The sequence below is a fragment of the Dankookia sp. P2 genome, assembly GCF_050632255.1.
Lineage (GTDB): Bacteria > Pseudomonadota > Alphaproteobacteria > Acetobacterales > Acetobacteraceae > Paracraurococcus.
The window spans coordinates 3959836-3974797 of sequence record NZ_CP192581.1 but is presented as its reverse complement, the minus strand read 5'-3'; the positions used below and the strand labels follow the sequence as shown (position 1 = coordinate 3974797).

The 14962-nt window shown below is 72.8% G+C and carries 15 protein-coding genes and 3 pseudogenes; 10 read left to right on the top strand and 8 right to left on the bottom strand.

The genetic code is table 11. The annotated features are described in order from the left end of the window. Positions 1-67: 67 nt before the first annotated feature. The 3 genes from nfi to ACQ86J_RS23395 are packed head-to-tail and all read left to right on the top strand — an operon-like array spanning position 68 to position 2100. The gene (nfi, locus tag ACQ86J_RS23405) at positions 68-805 is read left to right on the top strand and encodes a deoxyribonuclease V (RefSeq protein ID WP_431267418.1); all 738 of its coding nucleotides are present in this window, start codon (positions 68-70) and stop codon (positions 803-805) included. A 9-nt stretch (positions 806-814) separates the two neighbouring features. Then, a complete protein-coding gene (locus ACQ86J_RS23400) occupies positions 815-1180 on the top strand; it encodes a DUF423 domain-containing protein (RefSeq protein WP_431267417.1) in 366 nt (121 codons plus the stop codon). Further along, the gene (locus ACQ86J_RS23395) at positions 1177-2100 is read left to right on the top strand and encodes an SAM-dependent methyltransferase (RefSeq protein ID WP_431267416.1); all 924 of its coding nucleotides are present in this window, start codon (positions 1177-1179) and stop codon (positions 2098-2100) included. Before ACQ86J_RS23400 ends, ACQ86J_RS23395 begins: the two co-directional genes overlap by 4 nt. Positions 2101-2246: 146 nt before the next feature. On the opposite strand, the gene ACQ86J_RS23390 is transcribed toward ACQ86J_RS23395, so the two are convergent. The 8 genes and pseudogenes from ACQ86J_RS23390 to dapA form a co-directional block, all read right to left on the bottom strand. Next, entirely contained in the window at positions 2247-3206 is a 960-nt protein-coding gene (locus ACQ86J_RS23390; RefSeq protein WP_431267415.1) for a Bug family tripartite tricarboxylate transporter substrate binding protein, read from the bottom strand. 56 nt (positions 3207-3262) lie between these two features. Next, positions 3263-5416 (bottom strand): annotated as a pseudogene (locus ACQ86J_RS23385) (molybdopterin cofactor-binding domain-containing protein); the annotation flags it as partial. A gap of 117 nt (positions 5417-5533) precedes the next feature. Next, positions 5534-5881 (bottom strand): hypothetical protein, encoded by a 348-nt coding sequence (locus tag ACQ86J_RS23380; protein ID WP_431272506.1) that lies wholly within the window; start codon positions 5879-5881, stop codon positions 5534-5536. Continuing rightward, positions 5770-6693: pseudogene (locus tag ACQ86J_RS23375) on the bottom strand (FAD binding domain-containing protein); the annotation flags it as partial. The gene ACQ86J_RS23380 and the pseudogene ACQ86J_RS23375, both read right to left, overlap by 112 nt. Positions 6694-7003: 310 nt before the next feature. Next, positions 7004-7693 (bottom strand): amino acid ABC transporter permease, encoded by a 690-nt coding sequence (locus tag ACQ86J_RS23370; protein WP_431267414.1) that lies wholly within the window; start codon positions 7691-7693, stop codon positions 7004-7006. A gap of 318 nt (positions 7694-8011) precedes the next feature. Then, positions 8012-8263 carry a transporter substrate-binding domain-containing protein gene (locus tag ACQ86J_RS23365; protein WP_431267413.1) on the bottom strand — a complete coding sequence of 84 codons (252 nt, stop codon included), beginning with the start codon at positions 8261-8263 and terminating at the stop codon, positions 8012-8014. Continuing rightward, positions 8260-8523, bottom strand: a complete 264-nt coding sequence (locus ACQ86J_RS23360) for a transporter substrate-binding domain-containing protein (RefSeq protein WP_431267412.1) — start codon at positions 8521-8523, stop codon at positions 8260-8262. Before ACQ86J_RS23360 ends, ACQ86J_RS23365 begins: the two co-directional genes overlap by 4 nt. An 18-nt stretch (positions 8524-8541) precedes the next feature. Further along, positions 8542-9468: a 4-hydroxy-tetrahydrodipicolinate synthase gene (gene dapA / locus ACQ86J_RS23355; RefSeq protein ID WP_431267411.1), complete on the bottom strand. Its 927-nt coding sequence runs from the start codon at positions 9466-9468 to the stop codon at positions 8542-8544. A gap of 53 nt (positions 9469-9521) precedes the next feature. Here dapA and ACQ86J_RS23350 point away from each other — a divergent pair, with 53 nt between their 5' ends. From ACQ86J_RS23350 to ACQ86J_RS23320, 7 genes and pseudogenes are all read left to right on the top strand, one after another. Continuing rightward, positions 9522-10979: a 2Fe-2S iron-sulfur cluster-binding protein gene (locus ACQ86J_RS23350; RefSeq protein ID WP_431267410.1), complete on the top strand. Its 1458-nt coding sequence runs from the start codon at positions 9522-9524 to the stop codon at positions 10977-10979. Beyond that, positions 10976-12550, top strand: a complete 1575-nt coding sequence (locus ACQ86J_RS23345; RefSeq protein ID WP_431267409.1) for an FAD-dependent oxidoreductase — start codon at positions 10976-10978, stop codon at positions 12548-12550. Before ACQ86J_RS23350 ends, ACQ86J_RS23345 begins: the two co-directional genes overlap by 4 nt. A 10-nt stretch (positions 12551-12560) precedes the next feature. Continuing rightward, a complete protein-coding gene (gnd, locus tag ACQ86J_RS23340) occupies positions 12561-13544 on the top strand; it encodes a phosphogluconate dehydrogenase (NAD(+)-dependent, decarboxylating) (RefSeq protein WP_431267408.1) in 984 nt (327 codons plus the stop codon). Next, a pseudogene (locus tag ACQ86J_RS23335) lies at positions 13544-13627 on the top strand (hypothetical protein); the annotation flags it as partial. The gene gnd and the pseudogene ACQ86J_RS23335, both read left to right, overlap by 1 nt. Before the next feature lie 50 nt (positions 13628-13677). After that, positions 13678-13977 (top strand): gluconokinase, encoded by a 300-nt coding sequence (locus ACQ86J_RS23330; RefSeq protein WP_431267407.1) that lies wholly within the window; start codon positions 13678-13680, stop codon positions 13975-13977. Positions 13978-14149: 172 nt separating this feature from the next. Next, positions 14150-14479, top strand: a complete 330-nt coding sequence (locus ACQ86J_RS23325) for a hypothetical protein (RefSeq protein ID WP_431267406.1) — start codon at positions 14150-14152, stop codon at positions 14477-14479. Beyond that, positions 14395-14856 carry a hypothetical protein gene (locus ACQ86J_RS23320; RefSeq protein WP_431267405.1) on the top strand — a complete coding sequence of 154 codons (462 nt, stop codon included), beginning with the start codon at positions 14395-14397 and terminating at the stop codon, positions 14854-14856. Before ACQ86J_RS23325 ends, ACQ86J_RS23320 begins: the two co-directional genes overlap by 85 nt. Positions 14857-14962: the final 106 nt, after the last annotated feature.

Genomic DNA, 14962 nt, shown 5'->3' with positions numbered 1-14962 from the left:
CGCCCGGACCGGGATCGGAACCCGCGCGCCCGGCCGGGGTTCGCCTCCGGCAACACGGGCAGGAGACATGGACCCCGCCATCGCCGCGCTGCTCGCGCCCGACATCCCGCCCGACTGGCTCGACCCGCCCGACCTCGCCACCGCCCGCGCTGCGCAGGTGGCGCTGGCCACGCGGGTGGTGCGGCAGGACGCGCATGGGCCGGTCCGGCTGCTGGGCGGGGTCGACATCAGCAACAACCGATTCGATCCTGAGGGCCGGATCTACGCCGCCGTCGTCGTGCTGGAATGGCCAGGGCTGCGGGTGGTCGAGACGGCCGGGGCCGAGGCCCGCGCCAGCATGCCCTACATCCCCGGCTTCCTCGGATTCCGCGAGGTCCCGGCGCTGCTCGCCGCCTGGGCGAAGCTGGCGGTGAAGCCGGACGTGGTGCTGGTGGACGGGCATGGCATCGCCCATCCGCGGGGCTTCGGCATCGCCGCGCATCTCGGCGTGGTGCTGGACGTGCCGAGCATCGGCGTCGCCAAGTCGCCGCTGGTCGGCCGGCCGGAGGCCGAGTTGGGCGAGGCGCCGGGCGCCACCCAGCCGCTGGTCTGGAAGGACCAAAGGCTCGGCACCGTGCTGCGCAGCAAGCGACGGTCGAACCCGCTCTGGATCTCCACCGGCAACCGGGTCTCGCTCGAGAGCGCGCTGGACTGGGTGCGGCGCTGCGACACCGGATACCGGCTGCCGGAGCCGACCCGGCAGGCGCATCTGGCGGCAAACGCGATCCGGCGCGCGGGGATGGCGGTGCCCCCAGCATCGGGGTAAGCCCGCCCCATGCATCGTCTCTGGCTGTTTCTCGGCGCCCTTGCCGGCCTCGGCGCCGTCGCCCTCTCGGCCTGGGCGGCGCATGGCGCGCCGGCGCGGCTCGATGCGCGGGCGCTCGCGGTGCTCGCCAACGGCATCACCATGCAGGGCTGGCACGCGCTGGCCCTGGTCGGCACCGCGCTCTGGGCGGACCGGCAGGGCGGCTGGCTGCCGAACCTGGCCGGCGCCGGCTTCGCCCTCGGCCTGCTGCTCTTCTGCACCGGGGTCTATGGCAGCGCGATCGGCGGCGTCTCGCTCGGGCCGGTGGCGCCGATCGGCGGCACGCTGCTGATGGCCGGCTGGGCCATGCTGGCCGCCTCGGCGCTGCGCCGATGACGCAGGATCCCATTGGCGCCGCCTACCTCGCGGCCGAGGGCTTCGAGCCGGACCTGGCGGAGGAGCTGCGCCGCGCCGGCCGCACCATCGCCGCCTGGCATGGCCGCCTGGCCCTGAGCCCGGAGCCGCCGGCCCCGATGGTCTGGGCACTCGAGGTCTGGACCGACCCGCGCGAGCTGCCCGCGCCCTCGGTCAAGGCGACCGCCGATGCGCTGCGCGGCATCCAGCGCAACTGGGCGCTCTATGCCGCCGCGCACCACCGCCGCGCCGCGCTGATCGAGGCCCGCCTGCCGCCGGTGAAGGCCCGGCCGCTGAGCTTCCCGGAGCCGGCCCCGGCCGGCCATCTCGGCGCCTGGACCCTGCTGGCACCCGACCGGCTGCTGGCCAGCCCGACCAAGACCAGCCCCTTCGTCAGCGGGGAGGTGCGCTTCGTCGAGGACCGCGAAGGCCCGCCCAGCCGCGCCTACCTGAAGCTGTGGGAGGCGCTGACCCGGGCCGGGCGCTGGCCGCTTCCGGGCGAGACCTGCCTCGACCTCGGCGCCTCGCCGGGCGGCTGGACCTGGGCGATCGCCAGGCTCGGCGCGCAGGTGACCGCGGTGGACAAGGCGCCGCTCGATCCGGCGGTGGCGGCAATGCCGGGCGTTTCGATGCGGCAGGAGAGCGCCTTCGGGCTCGACCCGCGCGACATGCCGCCGGTGGATTGGCTGTTCAGCGACATCATCTGCTACCCGGCCCGGCTGATGGCCCTGGTGCGGCGCTGGATGGATGCCGGCCGGGCACGCCACTACTGCTGCACCATCAAGTTCCAGGGCGAGACGGACCATGCGACTTGCGCCGAGTTCGCCGCCATCCCCGGCGCCATGGTCTTCCATGGTGCGCACAACAAGCATGAGGCGATGTTCGTGCGGCTCGGCGCCTAAAGCATGTAACGGTGATCCCGCGCGGAGCTCGGTGCGGCGCCGAGGCCATCGCCGCGCCATTGCAACTGCCGGCGTGACGCATCCTGCGGTCGCCGCGCGCCGTCCCTCGCTGCCCGCAGCGCCGGCGCGCCCTCCCGCTGTCTGATCTACCCGCCCGCCAGCAGCCCGGCCTCCCGCATCAGGCGGCCGATCACCGCCTTGTCGCGGGCGAACAGCGCCCGCGCCTCGGCGGGCGTGGCCGCGACGGGGTCGCTGCCGGTCGTCTCCAGCCGCGCGCGGGTGGCCGGATCGGTGGTCGCGTGGCGGAAGGCGGCGGCCAGACGCTGCTGCACCGCCTCCGGCGTGCCGGCCGGAGCGAAGACCAGGATCCAGGTCGAGAGATCGTAGCCCGGCAGCAGCTCGGCGATCGCCGGCACCCCCGGCAGGTTGGGCCGGCGCGTGGTGCCGGTGACGCCGATGGGCCTCGCCTTCCCGCTTTCCAGCACCGGGCGCAAGCTGCTCTCGCTGATGAAGACCGCGTCGATCCGCCCGGCCGCCAGGTCGCGCGCCGCATCGGCGCCGCCGCGATAGGGGACGTGCTCCAGCTTCACCCCGGCCATGGCCTGCATCAGCTCGCCCATCAGGTGGCCGACATGGGCAACGCCGGGGGTGCCGAAGGTGACCGTGCCGGGCCGCCGCGCCGCCTCGGCCAGGAAGCCGCGCAGGTCCTGCGCCGGGAAGTCCGCCCGCATGCCGAGCACATAGGGCGCCGCGGTGAGCTGGGTGACCGGCACCAGCATCTCGTAGTCGAGCGGCAGGGAGCGGTTGACCAGCGGCGAGGTGATGGTGGTGGCGCCTTCCAGTACCAGCGTGTAGCCGTCCGGCGGCGACTGCGCCGCGGCAGCGGCGCCGAGCGCGCCCGAAGCGCCGGTCTTGTTCTCGATGATCAGGGACTGGCCCAGCGACTCCGCCACCCGGGGCTGGACGATGCGGGCGACGGTATCGGCGATGCCGCCGGCGCTGTAGGGGACGATCAGCCGGACCGGACGGTTGGGGAAGCCATCCTGCGCCCGCGCGACGGCAGGCATGGCGAGGACCGCGAGCATGGTCCGGCGCGTGATGCTCATGGCGATCCTCCCGCGGGGTTTCCGCCATGGTGGCACCGCGGCGTGGGGCGTGGCTACCCGCCGCGGATCGCCATCAGCACGCGCTCCGGCGTCGCCGGCGCGTCCAGCCGGTCGGTGCCGATCGCATCCTTCAGCGCATTCCAGACCGCGGTCGCCAGCATCAGCGGCGGCTCGCCGACCGCCTTCGAGCGGAAGATCGTCTCCGACCGCGCCGGCGCATCCGCCAGCAGCCGCGTGTGCAGCACCGGCGGCACGTCGCGGCTGCCGGGGATCTTGTAGGTGGCGGGGCCGAGGGTGCGTAAGCGCCCCTCCCCGTCCCACCACAGCTCCTCGCAGGTCAGCCAGCCCATGCCCTGGACGAAGGCGCCCTCCACCTGGCCAATATCGACGGCGGGGTTCAGGCTGCGGCCGCAATCCTGCACCAGGTGGGCCGAGAGGCAGCGATGCTCGCCGGTCAGCGTATCGACCGCGACCTCCGCCACCGCGGCGCCGTAGGAGAAGTAGAAGAAGGGCTTCCCCTCATGGTCGCCCGGTCCCAGTGGATGTCGGGCGTCTTGTAGAAGCCGGTGGCGGAGAGCGAGACGCGCCTCATGGTGGCGAGCTTCGCCAGCGCGCCAGAATTCCATGGCACGGTTGCCGCCGCCGGTGACGCGGCCCTCGGCGAATTCCACCTCGCCCGGCGCCACGCCCCACTCCTCCGCCGCGACCTCCGCCATGCGGGTCCGGATCGCGCTCGCCGCGGCATGCGCCGCCCAGCCGTTCAGGTCGCTGCCGGTGCTGGCCGCGGTCGGCGAGGTGTTCGGCACCTCCGCCGTGCTCGTGGCGGTGATGCCGATCCGGTCGACATCGACGCCGAAGACGCTGGCGACCACCTGGGCGATCTTGATGAAGAGGCCCTGGCCCATCTCGGTGCCGCCATGGTTCAGCCGGATCGAGCCATCGGCGTAGACATGCACCAGTGCGCCGGCCTGGTTCATGTGCATCTGGCCGAAGGAGATGCCGAAGGCCAGCACCATGCTGCCGAGACCGCGGCGGAGATACGGGTGCTGCGCGTTGAAGGCGGCGATCTCGGCCCGCTTCGCCTCCCAGCCGCCGTCCTGCCTCGCCTCGGCCCAGACGCGGCGGATCAGGTCGCCTTCCAGCGCCTGGCCATAAGGCGTCTCGGCACCGTTCTCGCCGCCGGCGAAGTTGCGCGCGCGCACCTCCTCGGGCGGCAGACCGAGCGACTTCGCCACCCGGTGCACCACGTCCTCCATCAGCAGCAGGCCCTGCGGCCCTCCGAAGCCGCGGAAGGCGGTGTTGCTGACGGTATTGGTCTTGCAGGCCAGTGCGCGGACCGACAGCGACGGCACGTCGCAGCAGCCCAGCGCATGGGTGACGGCGCGGAAGATGACGCCGCCGGTCATGTCGAGGCTGTGGCCTGCATCGGCCGCCATGATCGCGTCGAGCGCCAGGATGCGGCCGGTGGCATCGAAGCCCGCGGTCCAGCGATAGAGGAAGGATGCCGCTTGCCGGTCGCGGCGATATCCGCCTTGCGCGACAGCCGCAGCTTCACCGGCCGGCCAAGCCGCCGCGCGCCGAGCGCCGCGGCGGCGGCGACCCAGCTTGCGTTGCTCTCCTTGCCGCCGAAGCCGCCGCCCATGCGGCGGGTCGTCACCATCACCCGATTGTAGTCGCAGCCCAGCACGCGGGCGACGACGTGCTGCACCTCGGTCGGGTGCTGGGTGGAGGAATGCACGAGCATGTCGCCATCCTCGCCCGGCACCGCCATGGCGATCTGGCCCTCAAGGTAGAAATGCTCCTGCCCGCCGGCGCGGAATTCGCCGGACAGGCGCAACGGCGCCTCAGCCAGGGCGGCACAGGGGTCGCCGCGGGTGATCGCCTGCGGCGGCATCACCCAGGCCTCGCGGGCGATGGCCTCCTCGATGCTGAGCACCGGCGGCAGGGAAGCGATTCGCGGCTGCAGCGCGGCGGCGCCGGCGATCGCCGCGTCGCGCGTCTCGCCGATCACCACCGCCAGGGGCTGGCCGGCGGATTCGACCAGGCCCTCGGCCAGCATCGCCTCACCGGACCCGGCCGCGGCGATGTCGTTCAGCCCCGGCACGTCGCCCGGCAGCAGCACCGCGACCACGCCGGCCTTGGCATGGGCCGGCGCGGGGTCGATCGGCGAGAGCCGGCCATGCGCGACGGGCGACAGGCCGGCGCCGCATGCAGCAGCCCCGGCGGCTCCGGGATGTCGTCGAGGAAGCGGGCCTCCCCGGTCGCGTGCTTCAGCGCGCTGTCATGCCGCAACGAGGCGCCCATGCCGCGGGCAGTGGAGATCTGGTTCACAGCGCGTGCACCTCCGCCGGAAGGTCGGGCCGCGCGACCCGCCAATACAGCCGCCGCAGCAGCCCCTGCGCCGCTGCCAGCCGATAGGCCGTGCTGCCGCGCCAATCGGAGAGCGGCGCGAAATCCTTGGCCAACTCGTCCGCCGCATCGGCAAAGCAGGCCGGCGCCAGCAGCGCGCGCCGGTCAGCATCGCCTCGGCATGCCGGGCGCGCGCCGCCGCTGGCCCCATGCCGCCGAAGGCCAGCCGCGCCTTGGCGATGCGCCCGCCATCGACCCGCACCAGGAAGGCGGCGCTGGCAGCGGAGATGTCCTGGTCGTGCCGCTTCGAAACTTTCTCGCAACACAGCACTGCGCCTGCAACCGGGCGGGGAACATGAATGGAGACGATGACCTCGTCCGGCGCCAGCGTGGTCTTGCGATAGCCGAGCAGGAAATCCTCGACCGTGGTGCAGCGCTCGCCACGGACCGAGGCGATGCGCAGCGAGGCGCCGAGGGCAAGCAGCGGCGGCAGGGCGTCGCCGATCGGCGAGGCGGTGCCGAGATTGCCGCCGACCGTGCCCAGCGCGCGGATCTGCCGCGAGCCGAGCCGGGTGATCATCGCGGCAAGCGGCGCCAACCCACCCTCCAGCAGCGGCAGCAGCCGCGCGTAGGGCACGGCGGCGCCGACCGTGATGCCCGCGGCATCGGCGGCGATGGCCTGAAGCTCCGGCACGCCGAGCAGGCCGATCACCGCCGCCGGGCGCTGCCGGTGCTCGCTGACCAGCAGGCCGAGATCGGTGCCTCCGGCGAGCAGCATGGCCCCGGGGTGCACGGCGCGAAGCCCCAGCAATTCGGTGAGGCTGGACGGGCGGTGGAAGACCTGCCCCTCCGCCTGGAAGGTTGCGCCGGCGGCCTCCGGCAGCGCGGGCGATGCAGAGCCGTCGTCCTCCAGCCGGGAAAACGCCTCGATAATCGGTCGGTAGCCGGTGCAGCGGCAGAGATTGCCCGCCAGCGCCTCGTGCACCGCACCACCCTCCCGCGCATGCGCCCAGGCCGACATGGTGATGCCGGGCGTGCAGAAGCCGCATTGCGTGGCATCGCCCTCGGCCAGCAGCTGCTGCACCGGATGCGGCCCGCCCTCGAGGCCACGCAGCCCCTCCACCGTGCGCACCGCCATGCCGTGCAGTTGCCCGAGCATCGCCAGGCAGGCATTGATCGGCGCGCGGTGGCCGTCGTCGGCTGTTCCAGCACCACAGTGCAGGCGCCGCAATCGCCCTCGGCGCAGCCTTCCTTGGTGCCGGTCAGGCCGGCCGGACCGCGCAGCCAGTCCAGCAGCGTCATGGTAGGCGAAGTGCAGGCTGGCAACGTCACCGGCGTGCCGTTCAGCACGAGCATGATGCGATCGGTCATGGCGGGGAGACTAGCAAGCGCCGCGCCAGCGGGGATGAACCCTGCGCGTGGCGCACAACGTGCGCGGGTGGCCGGTGCTAGCGCCGATCCGCCGCCTCGTTCGCATGGCCGCGGCCGAACCGGCGTTCCAGCCGCCGCTGCACCAAGTCCCAGAGTGTGGTCAGCACCAAGTAGTAGAGTGCCGCGACCAGGAAGAGCTCCAGCACCATGAAGCGTTCCTGGATCAGAACCTGGGTTCGCCGCAGCAGCTCATCCACGCTGATCACGCTTGCGACCGAGGTGGTCTTCAGCAGCCCGTTCACGCTATTGCCGAGCGGCGGGATGACGACGCGCAGCGCTTGCGGCCAGGTCACCAGGCGGAAGACCTGCCTGCGATGCAGGCCAAGCGCCAGGGCCGCCTCCCGTTGCCCCTTCGGCACGGACTGGATGCCGGCGCGGAGGATCTCCGAGAGGTAGGCGGCCTCGTTCAAGGAGATGCCGATCAGCGCCGCCTCCCAGACCGAGAAGCGGATGCCGAAGAGCGGCAGGCCGGTATAGATCACCAGCAGTTGCACCAGCAGCGGCGTGCCGCGGAAGATCCAGCAATAGAAGACCGCGACGCCGCGCAGCACGGCACTGCCCGAAAGCCGCAGCACCGCGATGCCGAGGCCGAGCACCAGCCCACAGAGCAGCGACCCCGCTGTCAGCGCGACCGAGATCAGCGCCCCTTGCAGCAGATAGACATTGAAGAGGTAGTCGAGGAAGCCGTCCCAACGCCAGATGGTCATCGCTGCCGCTTAGCTTGGGCCCACCACGTCGAAGGGTCCAGTCGAAGGCCTTGACGCCATACCTGTCGAGCAGGGCGCCCAGGCTGCCATCCGCCTTCATCTCGCCCAGCACCACCGCCACCGCCTGGGCCAGCACCTTGCTGCGGAAACCGAAATTGATCGGCGTGCCGAATAGCCCGCTCAGCGCTCGGGTGAAGTCGCCACGCTCGTCGTATTCCTTGGCCGTGCTGTCGATGGAGACGGCGGCGTTGAGCTGGCCGACACGCAGCGACTGGAAGGAGACGGCGAAATTATCGAAGGGCCGGATGGTGATGGGCTTCAGCCCTTCTCCTCCAGCGTCTTGGCGATGTCCTGGGTGCGGCGGAACTCGAAGCCGCCCTGTTCGACGCCGACGGTCAGACCCGCCAGGTCCTCAAGCTTCATGATATTGCGCGGGTTGCCGCGCGGCACGCTGATGCTGATCGCCTGTTCCTCGTAGCGCACGAGGTACATCAGCTTGGCGCGTTCCTCGGTGTAGAACATGCCGGTATTGATCATGTCCCAGCGCCGTGCCGCGAGGCCGGGGATCATCGCCGCAGAATCTCGACCCGCACATGCTCGGGCGTGAGGCAGAGGCGGCGGGCGATCTCGGTGCCGAGGTCGACCCGCATGCCGACCAGCTGGCCCTGCGCGTTGACATATTGCATCGGCGGCAGGGTCGGGTTGGTCGAGAGTGTCAGGGTGTGGGGCTTGACCAGCTCGCTGTCCGGCACGCGCGGCGCGCAGGTCTGGGCGAAGGCAGGGATGGCGACGGCCGCGAGCGCGGCGCCAAACAGCAGGCGGCGAAGCATGGTCCGGTCGGTCCCCCTCTATTCCGCCGCGGCGCAGGCGGCCTGCATCGCCCCCATATCCTGCAAGACCCGCGCCAGGGCCGGCAGGTCGGCCTCCGGCAGCGGCAGGCGGGGCGGCCGCGGCGCGCCCATCTCCATCCCCATCAGCCGGAAGGCCGCCTTGGTGCCGGAGACGTAGCGCGGCCCGCCGACCCAGGGCAGCAGCGGCGCCAGGCGGCGATAGAGCGGCAGCGCCTTGGCCCGGTCCGCCTCGAAGGCCGCGGCGGCAAACATGTCGCGCGACAGGCGCGGCACCACGTTGCTGCAGACCGCGACCCAGCCGATCGCGCCTAGCCAGGCACTCTCGTAGCCCAGCACGCCGGCGAAGACCTCCATCCGGTCGCCGCAGAGGGCGACGATGTCGCGCACGCGGGTCACCTCCAGCGTGCTCTCCTTGACGTATTTGCAGTTCGGGATGGTCGAGAGCCGCGCCAGCGTCGCGGGCAGCAGGTCCACATTCGCCGTCGCCGGGTTGTTGTAGACCATGATGGGAATGCCGATGGCGTCGGCCACGGTTTTGTAGTGGTGGTAGAGCTCGTCCTCGGTCGGCACGCTGTAGAAGGGCGGGATGATCATCACGCCGTCGGCGCCGAGCGACTCGGCCTCCCGGCTCAGCGCCACCACCTCCCGCGTATCCTCGGCGCCGGTGCCGATCAGCACGGGCACGCGACCGGCGGCCGCGCGGACGACGCATTCGGTGATCGCGGTCCGCTCCTCCCGGCTCACGCTCAGGAACTCGCCGGTGGAGCCGAGCGGGATCAGCCCGTCGATGCCCTCCGCGATCTGGAACTCCACCAGCCGCGCCAACGCCGCCAGGTCCACCGCCGCGCCATCCGCGCTGAAGGGGGTGATCAGGACGGTATAGGTGCCGCGGAAGGGCTTTTGCACGGTCATGGGCCCGTTCATGCTGAAGGCGATGAGCGAAACCGCTTCCCCATTCCCTGCCGCGCGGCAAGGGCATGCGCCTCTGCCATCCCGACATCGAACGGGCAACGGCCCCCGTCTGCCTCAGCTTCGATGGCGCGGCGGTGGAGGCGCTGCCGGGCGAGACGCTCGCCGCGGCACTCGCGGCCGCCGGGATCCTGGCCTTCCGCCGGACGGAGAAAGGCGCGCCGCGCGGCCTGTTCTGCGGCATGGGCGCCTGCTTCGACTGCCTCGTCACGGTGGACGGCAAGGCGAACCAGCGCGCCTGCCTGGTGAAGGCGCAGGAGGGGATGGTGGTGGAAAGCGCGCCGCCCGCCACCCCGGCGCCCCTCGCCCCCGCCCCCGCCCCGGCGGCGATCGACAATCGCGCCTGCGATCTGCTGGTGGTCGGCGCCGGCCCGGCCGGCCTGGCCGCGGCCGAGGCCGCCGCCGCGGCCGGTGCCCACGTGGTGGTGCTGGACGAGCGCGGCGAGGCCGGCGGGCAATACCTGAAACCGCTCGCCCCCAGCCATGCGCATGCGGCGCCCGACCGGCAGTTCCGCCAGGGCGCGGCATTGCGCGCCGCGGCGCAGATGGCCGGCGCCGAGATCCTGACCGGCGCCACCGCATGGGGTGCCTTTTCCCCCGCGGAGATCGGCGCCCTGGTCGGCGACGCCGCCGTCGCCTTTCACCCGCGCCGCCTGATCCTCGCCGCCGGCGCGCATGAACGCCCGGTGCCGATCCCCGGCTGGACCCTGCCCGGGGTGATGACCACCGGGGCGATGCAGACCCTGGCGCGGGCCAACCGCGTCGCGCCAGGGGAAAGCGTGGTGATCGCCGGCAACGGGCCGCTGAACCTGCAACTCGCCTGCAGATTGCTCGACGGCGGCGTCGCGGTCGCCGCGGTGGCCGAAGCTGCGCCGCAACCGGGCCTGGCGCAGTGGCGGCAGGCGGCGACGCTGCTTCGGGCGGGGGTGGACCTCGCCTGGGACGGGCTCTCCTACCTGCGCCAACTGCGGGCGGCCGGCGTGCCGGTCCTCTGGGGCAGCATGCCGCTGGCCTGCGAGGGCGAGGGACGCTTCGCCGCCCTGGTCCTGGCGACGCCCGCGGGCGAGCGGCGGATCGAGGCGGATGCCTGCGCCCTAAACCTCGGCTTCCAGCCGGAGACCGGTCTCGCCCGCGCGCTCGGCGCCGCGCACCGCTTCATCGATGACGGGCTGGGGCGGCTGGAGACGGTGACGGAGGAGGACGGCCGCACCTCCCTCCCCGCGGTCTTCGCGATCGGCGACGGCGCGGCAATCGGCGGCGCCCGCGTCGCGCTTGCCCGCGGCCGGCTGGCCGGGCTGGCGGCGGCGCGCGACCTCGGCCTCGCGGCGCCGGACGACGCGGCAGCGCGGGCGGCGCTGCGCCGGGCGCTCGACTTCCAGGCGGCGCTCTGGCGCATTTTCGCGGCCCCCAATTCGACATCGGCGCCGTCGCCGATGCCACCATCCTATGCCGCTGCGAGGAGGTGACGGCAGGCACGCTGCGCCGGGCCCAGGCGGAGGGCGCGGCCTCGCTCGGCGCGCTGAAGAAGGCGACGCGGGCCGGCATGGGGCGCTGCCAGGGGCGGATGTGCGGCGCGACCCTGGCCCGGCTCTGCGGCGCCAACGACGAGCTCGGCTTCGCCGCGCCGCGCGCCCCGGTGAAGCCGGTGCCCGCCGCGGCGCTGATGCTGGAGCTGCCGGAGGCCGAGGCGGTCGGCCCGGTCTTTCCGCTGCCCGGCTACAATGCCCGCAACGCGCGCCCCGCCGCCGCCCCGCCGGCCGACTGCGATATCCTGGTCATCGGCGGCGGCGCGCTCGGCCTCTCGACCGCGCTCTACCTGGCGCGGGAGGGCGCGGACGTGCTGGTGGCGGAGCGCGGCGAGGCCGGCATGGCCGCCAGCACCGCCAATGCCGGCAGCCTGCATGTCCAGCTCCTCACCTATGATTTCGACGGCGAGAGCGACCGCGGCCCGGCGATCGACCGGCTGCCGCTCGGCCCGCGGAGCATCGCGCTCTGGCGGGAGATCGCCGCGGAAGCCGACAGATCCCTCGGCATCCGCACCGAGGGCGGGCTGATGTTGGTGGAGACCGAGGCAGAGTTTGACTGGGCCCGCGCCAAGGTGGCGGTCGAGCGCGCCAAGGGGCTCGAGAGCCACCTGCTCGGCGCCAACGAGCTGCGCTCGCTCGCGCCCTATCTCGGGCCGCATTTCATCGGCGCCTGCTTCTCCCCGGCCGAGGGGCAGATCGACCCGCTGCGCGGCACCCATGCGCTGCGCCGCCTGGCGGAATGCGCCGGGGCCCGCCTGCGGCAGGGGGTGGAAGTCCAGGCCATCGCGCGGGAAGGTGCCGGCTTCCGGGTGCAGACCGCCGGCGGGCCGATCCGCGCCGGGCGTGTCGTCAACTGCGCCGGCGCGCATGCCGCGCGGATCGGCCGGATGCTGGGGCTCGACCTGCCAGTCACCGGCACCGTCCAGCAGGTGATCGCCACCGAGGCGGCGGCGCCCGCCATGCGGCACCTGGTGGCACATGCCGGGCGGCACCTCTCGCTCAAGCAGGGCGATGGCGGCCATGTGCTGGTCGGCGGCGGCTGGCCGGGGATGCTGGATGCCGAGGGCTCGCCGCGCAACCTGCGGCGCTCGATCGAGGGCAATCTCTGGGTCGCCGGCCGGGTGCTGCCGGGGATCGGCGGGCTGCATGCGCTGCGCGCCTGGACCGGGCTGGCGGTGGAGGTGGACCGGGCCCCGCTGCTGGGGGAGACGCCGGGTATTCCGGGCCTCTTCCATGCGGTCACCAGCAACGGCTACACCCTGGCGCCGATCGCCGGACGGATGACAGCGGAGGCGGTGCTGGGAAGGGCGGCGGTGCCGCCGAATTCACGCTGGCAAGGTTCAGCTAACAAGAGAAGGTTGGGGAGAAGGTATTCTCCCCAAACCCCTCATCCATTTTTGTGGGTTTGGCACCCGTTACGCGGCAAATGCCAAGCCCACAAAAAGGAAGGGAGGGGTTCGGGGAGGGAATACTTTTCCTCCCTGACCTTCTGCCAAGGCAAACTGGAGTAGGACGCAAGCGATGCAACTTGGCATGGTCGGCCTGGGCCGGATGGGCGGCAACATCGTGCGGCGGCTGTTGCGGGCGGGGCACCATTGCGTCGCCTATGACCGCGACCCGGCGCCTGGCGCGGCCCTGGCGGCCGAGGGCGCGACCGCGGTGGCGGACCTGTCGGCCATGGTAGCGGCGCTCGACGCCCCGCGCGCCATCTGGGTCATGCTGCCGGCCGGCGAGGCGACGGAACAGGCGCTGGTGACCCTCGCCGGCCTGCTCTCGCCTGGCGACGTGCTGATCGATGGCGGCAACAGCTTCTGGAAGGACGGCGTCCGCCGCGGCGCGATGCTGCGGGCCAAGGGGCTGCATTTCCTTGATATTGGCACCTCCGGCGGGGTCTGGGGCCTGGCCCGCGGCTACAGCCTGATGATCGGCGGGGAGGATGCGGTGGTCCGGCGGCTCGACCCGATCTTCGCCGCCCTGGTGCCCGGCGAGGCCGCCGCGCCGCCGACCCCGGGCTTCGCCGGCGACCCGCGCGCGGCGCAGGGCTATGTCCATGCCGGGGCCAATGGCGCCGGGCACTTCACCAAGATGGTCCATAACGGCATCGAGTACGGGATGATGCAGGCCTTCGCCGAGGGCCTCGACATCCTCAAGCACGCCGACAGCGAGGCGCTGCCGGAGGACCATCGGCTCAGCCTCAACCTCGGCGACGTGACCGAGGCCTGGCGGCGGGGCAGCGTCGTCGCCTCCTGGCTGCTCGACCTGACCGCCCAGGCCCTGGCCCAGGACCCGGAGCTCGAGAGCTTCTCCGGCCATGTCTCCGACAGCGGGGAAGGCCGCTGGACGGTGCAGGCAGCGGTGGAGACCGCGGTCTCGGCCCCGGTGCTCTCGGCCGCGCTCTATGCCCGCTTCGCCAGCCGGGACGAGGAACGCTTCTCCGGCAAGGTGCTCTCGGCCCAGCGCAAGGGCTTCGGCGGGCACCTGGAGCCGCCGAAGGCCGCCGGCTGATGGCCAAGCCCCTCGTCCTCGTCATGGGCGTGTCCGGCGCCGGCAAGAGCACCGTCGGCACGCTTCTGGCGGCGCGGCTCGGCGCCCCCTTCGCTGATGCGGATGCCTTCCACCCCCGGCGAACATTGCCAAGATGTCCCGCGGCGAGCCGCTGGTGGACGAGGACCGCTGGCCCTGGCTGGACGCGATCGGCGCCTGGCTGGATGCGCGGGCGGCGTCCGGCGAGGGCGGCGTGGTCACCTGCTCGGCGCTGAAGCGGATCTACCGCGACCGGCTGCTGGCCGGGCGGCCGGGGGTGCATCTGCTGCACCTGTCCGGCGATGCGGCGCTGATCGGCGCGCGCCAGGCGGCGCGGCCGGACCACTTCATGCCGGCCAGCCTGATGGCCAGCCAATTCGCCACGCTGGAGGTGCCGGGCGAGGCGGAGGGGTGATCACCCTGTCGGTCGAGCCACCGCCCGAGGCGATCGTGGACGCCGCGCTGCTGGCGATGGGCGCGGCCGGCTGACCGCGGCGGGGCATCTCCCGCCCCGGATGCGGCTGGGCTAGACAGGCCCGACCGCCGCGCAGCCGGCGCCCTGACCCGTCCCGGAGGAACGCCGAACCATGTCCCTGTCCGCCGCCGATCGCGCCACGCTGGAGACGATCTCCACCGCGACCATCACCACCCTCCTGCTCAAGAAGGGCCTACGCAACATCTGGATGCGCGGGCCGCAGCCCTTCACCCCGACCGCCAAGGGCAAGCGGATGGTCGGCCCGGCCTTCACCCTCCGCTTCGTCCCGGCGCGCGAGGACCTGGCGACGCCGGAGAGCTGGTCCTCCCCCGCTCCACCCGCGCGGCGATCGAGGACATGCCGGAGGGCGTCATCGCCGTCGCCGATGCCATGGGCTGCACCGATGCCGGCATCTTCGGCGACATCCTCTGCGCCCGGCTGATGAAGCGCGGCGTCACCGCGCTGGTGACGGATGGCTGCGTCCGCGACGTCGCCGGCGTGGTCGGCACCGGCATGCCGGTCTGGTGCCGCGGCGGCGCCGCCCCGCCATCCGTCGCCGGCCTGACCTTCACCGGCTGGCAGGAGCCGATCGGCTGCGGCGGCGTCGCGGTCTTCCCGGACGACATCATCGTGGTCGACGACGACGGCGCCGTGGTGATCCCGAAGGCCTTCCTGCAGGAGGTGCTGGACGGCGGGCAGGAGCAGGAGCGGCTGGAAGCCTGGATCGTCGGCAAGGTGGAGCAGGGCGAGAAGCTGCCCGGCCTCTATCCGCCGAACGCCGAGAACAAGGCGCGCTACGAGGCCGAGAAGAAGAAGTAGGCCTCGGCCAAGCTTGACGGCCGGCGGCGGCGCCCGGACCCTCGCCTCCAACGATATGGAGGACCCCGAGGCATGGCGCCGCCGCCCCCGCGCCCGCGCGCTTCCT

Coding starts and splice junctions, on each gene's coding strand:
- nfi (WP_431267418.1), top strand. CDS start 68: ATGGACCCCGCCATCGCCGCGCTGCTCGCGCCCGACATCCCGCCCGAC.
- ACQ86J_RS23400 (WP_431267417.1), top strand. CDS start 815: ATGCATCGTCTCTGGCTGTTTCTCGGCGCCCTTGCCGGCCTCGGCGCC.
- ACQ86J_RS23395 (WP_431267416.1), top strand. CDS start 1,177: ATGACGCAGGATCCCATTGGCGCCGCCTACCTCGCGGCCGAGGGCTTC.
- ACQ86J_RS23390 (WP_431267415.1), bottom strand. CDS start 3,206: ATGAGCATCACGCGCCGGACCATGCTCGCGGTCCTCGCCATGCCTGCC.
- ACQ86J_RS23370 (WP_431267414.1), bottom strand. CDS start 7,693: ATGACCATCTGGCGTTGGGACGGCTTCCTCGACTACCTCTTCAATGTC.
- ACQ86J_RS23365 (WP_431267413.1), bottom strand. CDS start 8,263: ATGATCCCCGGCCTCGCGGCACGGCGCTGGGACATGATCAATACCGGC.
- ACQ86J_RS23360 (WP_431267412.1), bottom strand. CDS start 8,523: ATGCTTCGCCGCCTGCTGTTTGGCGCCGCGCTCGCGGCCGTCGCCATC.
- dapA (WP_431267411.1), bottom strand. CDS start 9,468: ATGAACGGGCCCATGACCGTGCAAAAGCCCTTCCGCGGCACCTATACC.
- ACQ86J_RS23350 (WP_431267410.1), top strand. CDS start 9,522: ATGCGCCTCTGCCATCCCGACATCGAACGGGCAACGGCCCCCGTCTGC.
- gnd (WP_431267408.1), top strand. CDS start 12,561: ATGCAACTTGGCATGGTCGGCCTGGGCCGGATGGGCGGCAACATCGTG.
- ACQ86J_RS23330 (WP_431267407.1), top strand. CDS start 13,678: ATGTCCCGCGGCGAGCCGCTGGTGGACGAGGACCGCTGGCCCTGGCTG.
- ACQ86J_RS23325 (WP_431267406.1), top strand. CDS start 14,150: ATGTCCCTGTCCGCCGCCGATCGCGCCACGCTGGAGACGATCTCCACC.
- ACQ86J_RS23320 (WP_431267405.1), top strand. CDS start 14,395: ATGCCGGAGGGCGTCATCGCCGTCGCCGATGCCATGGGCTGCACCGAT.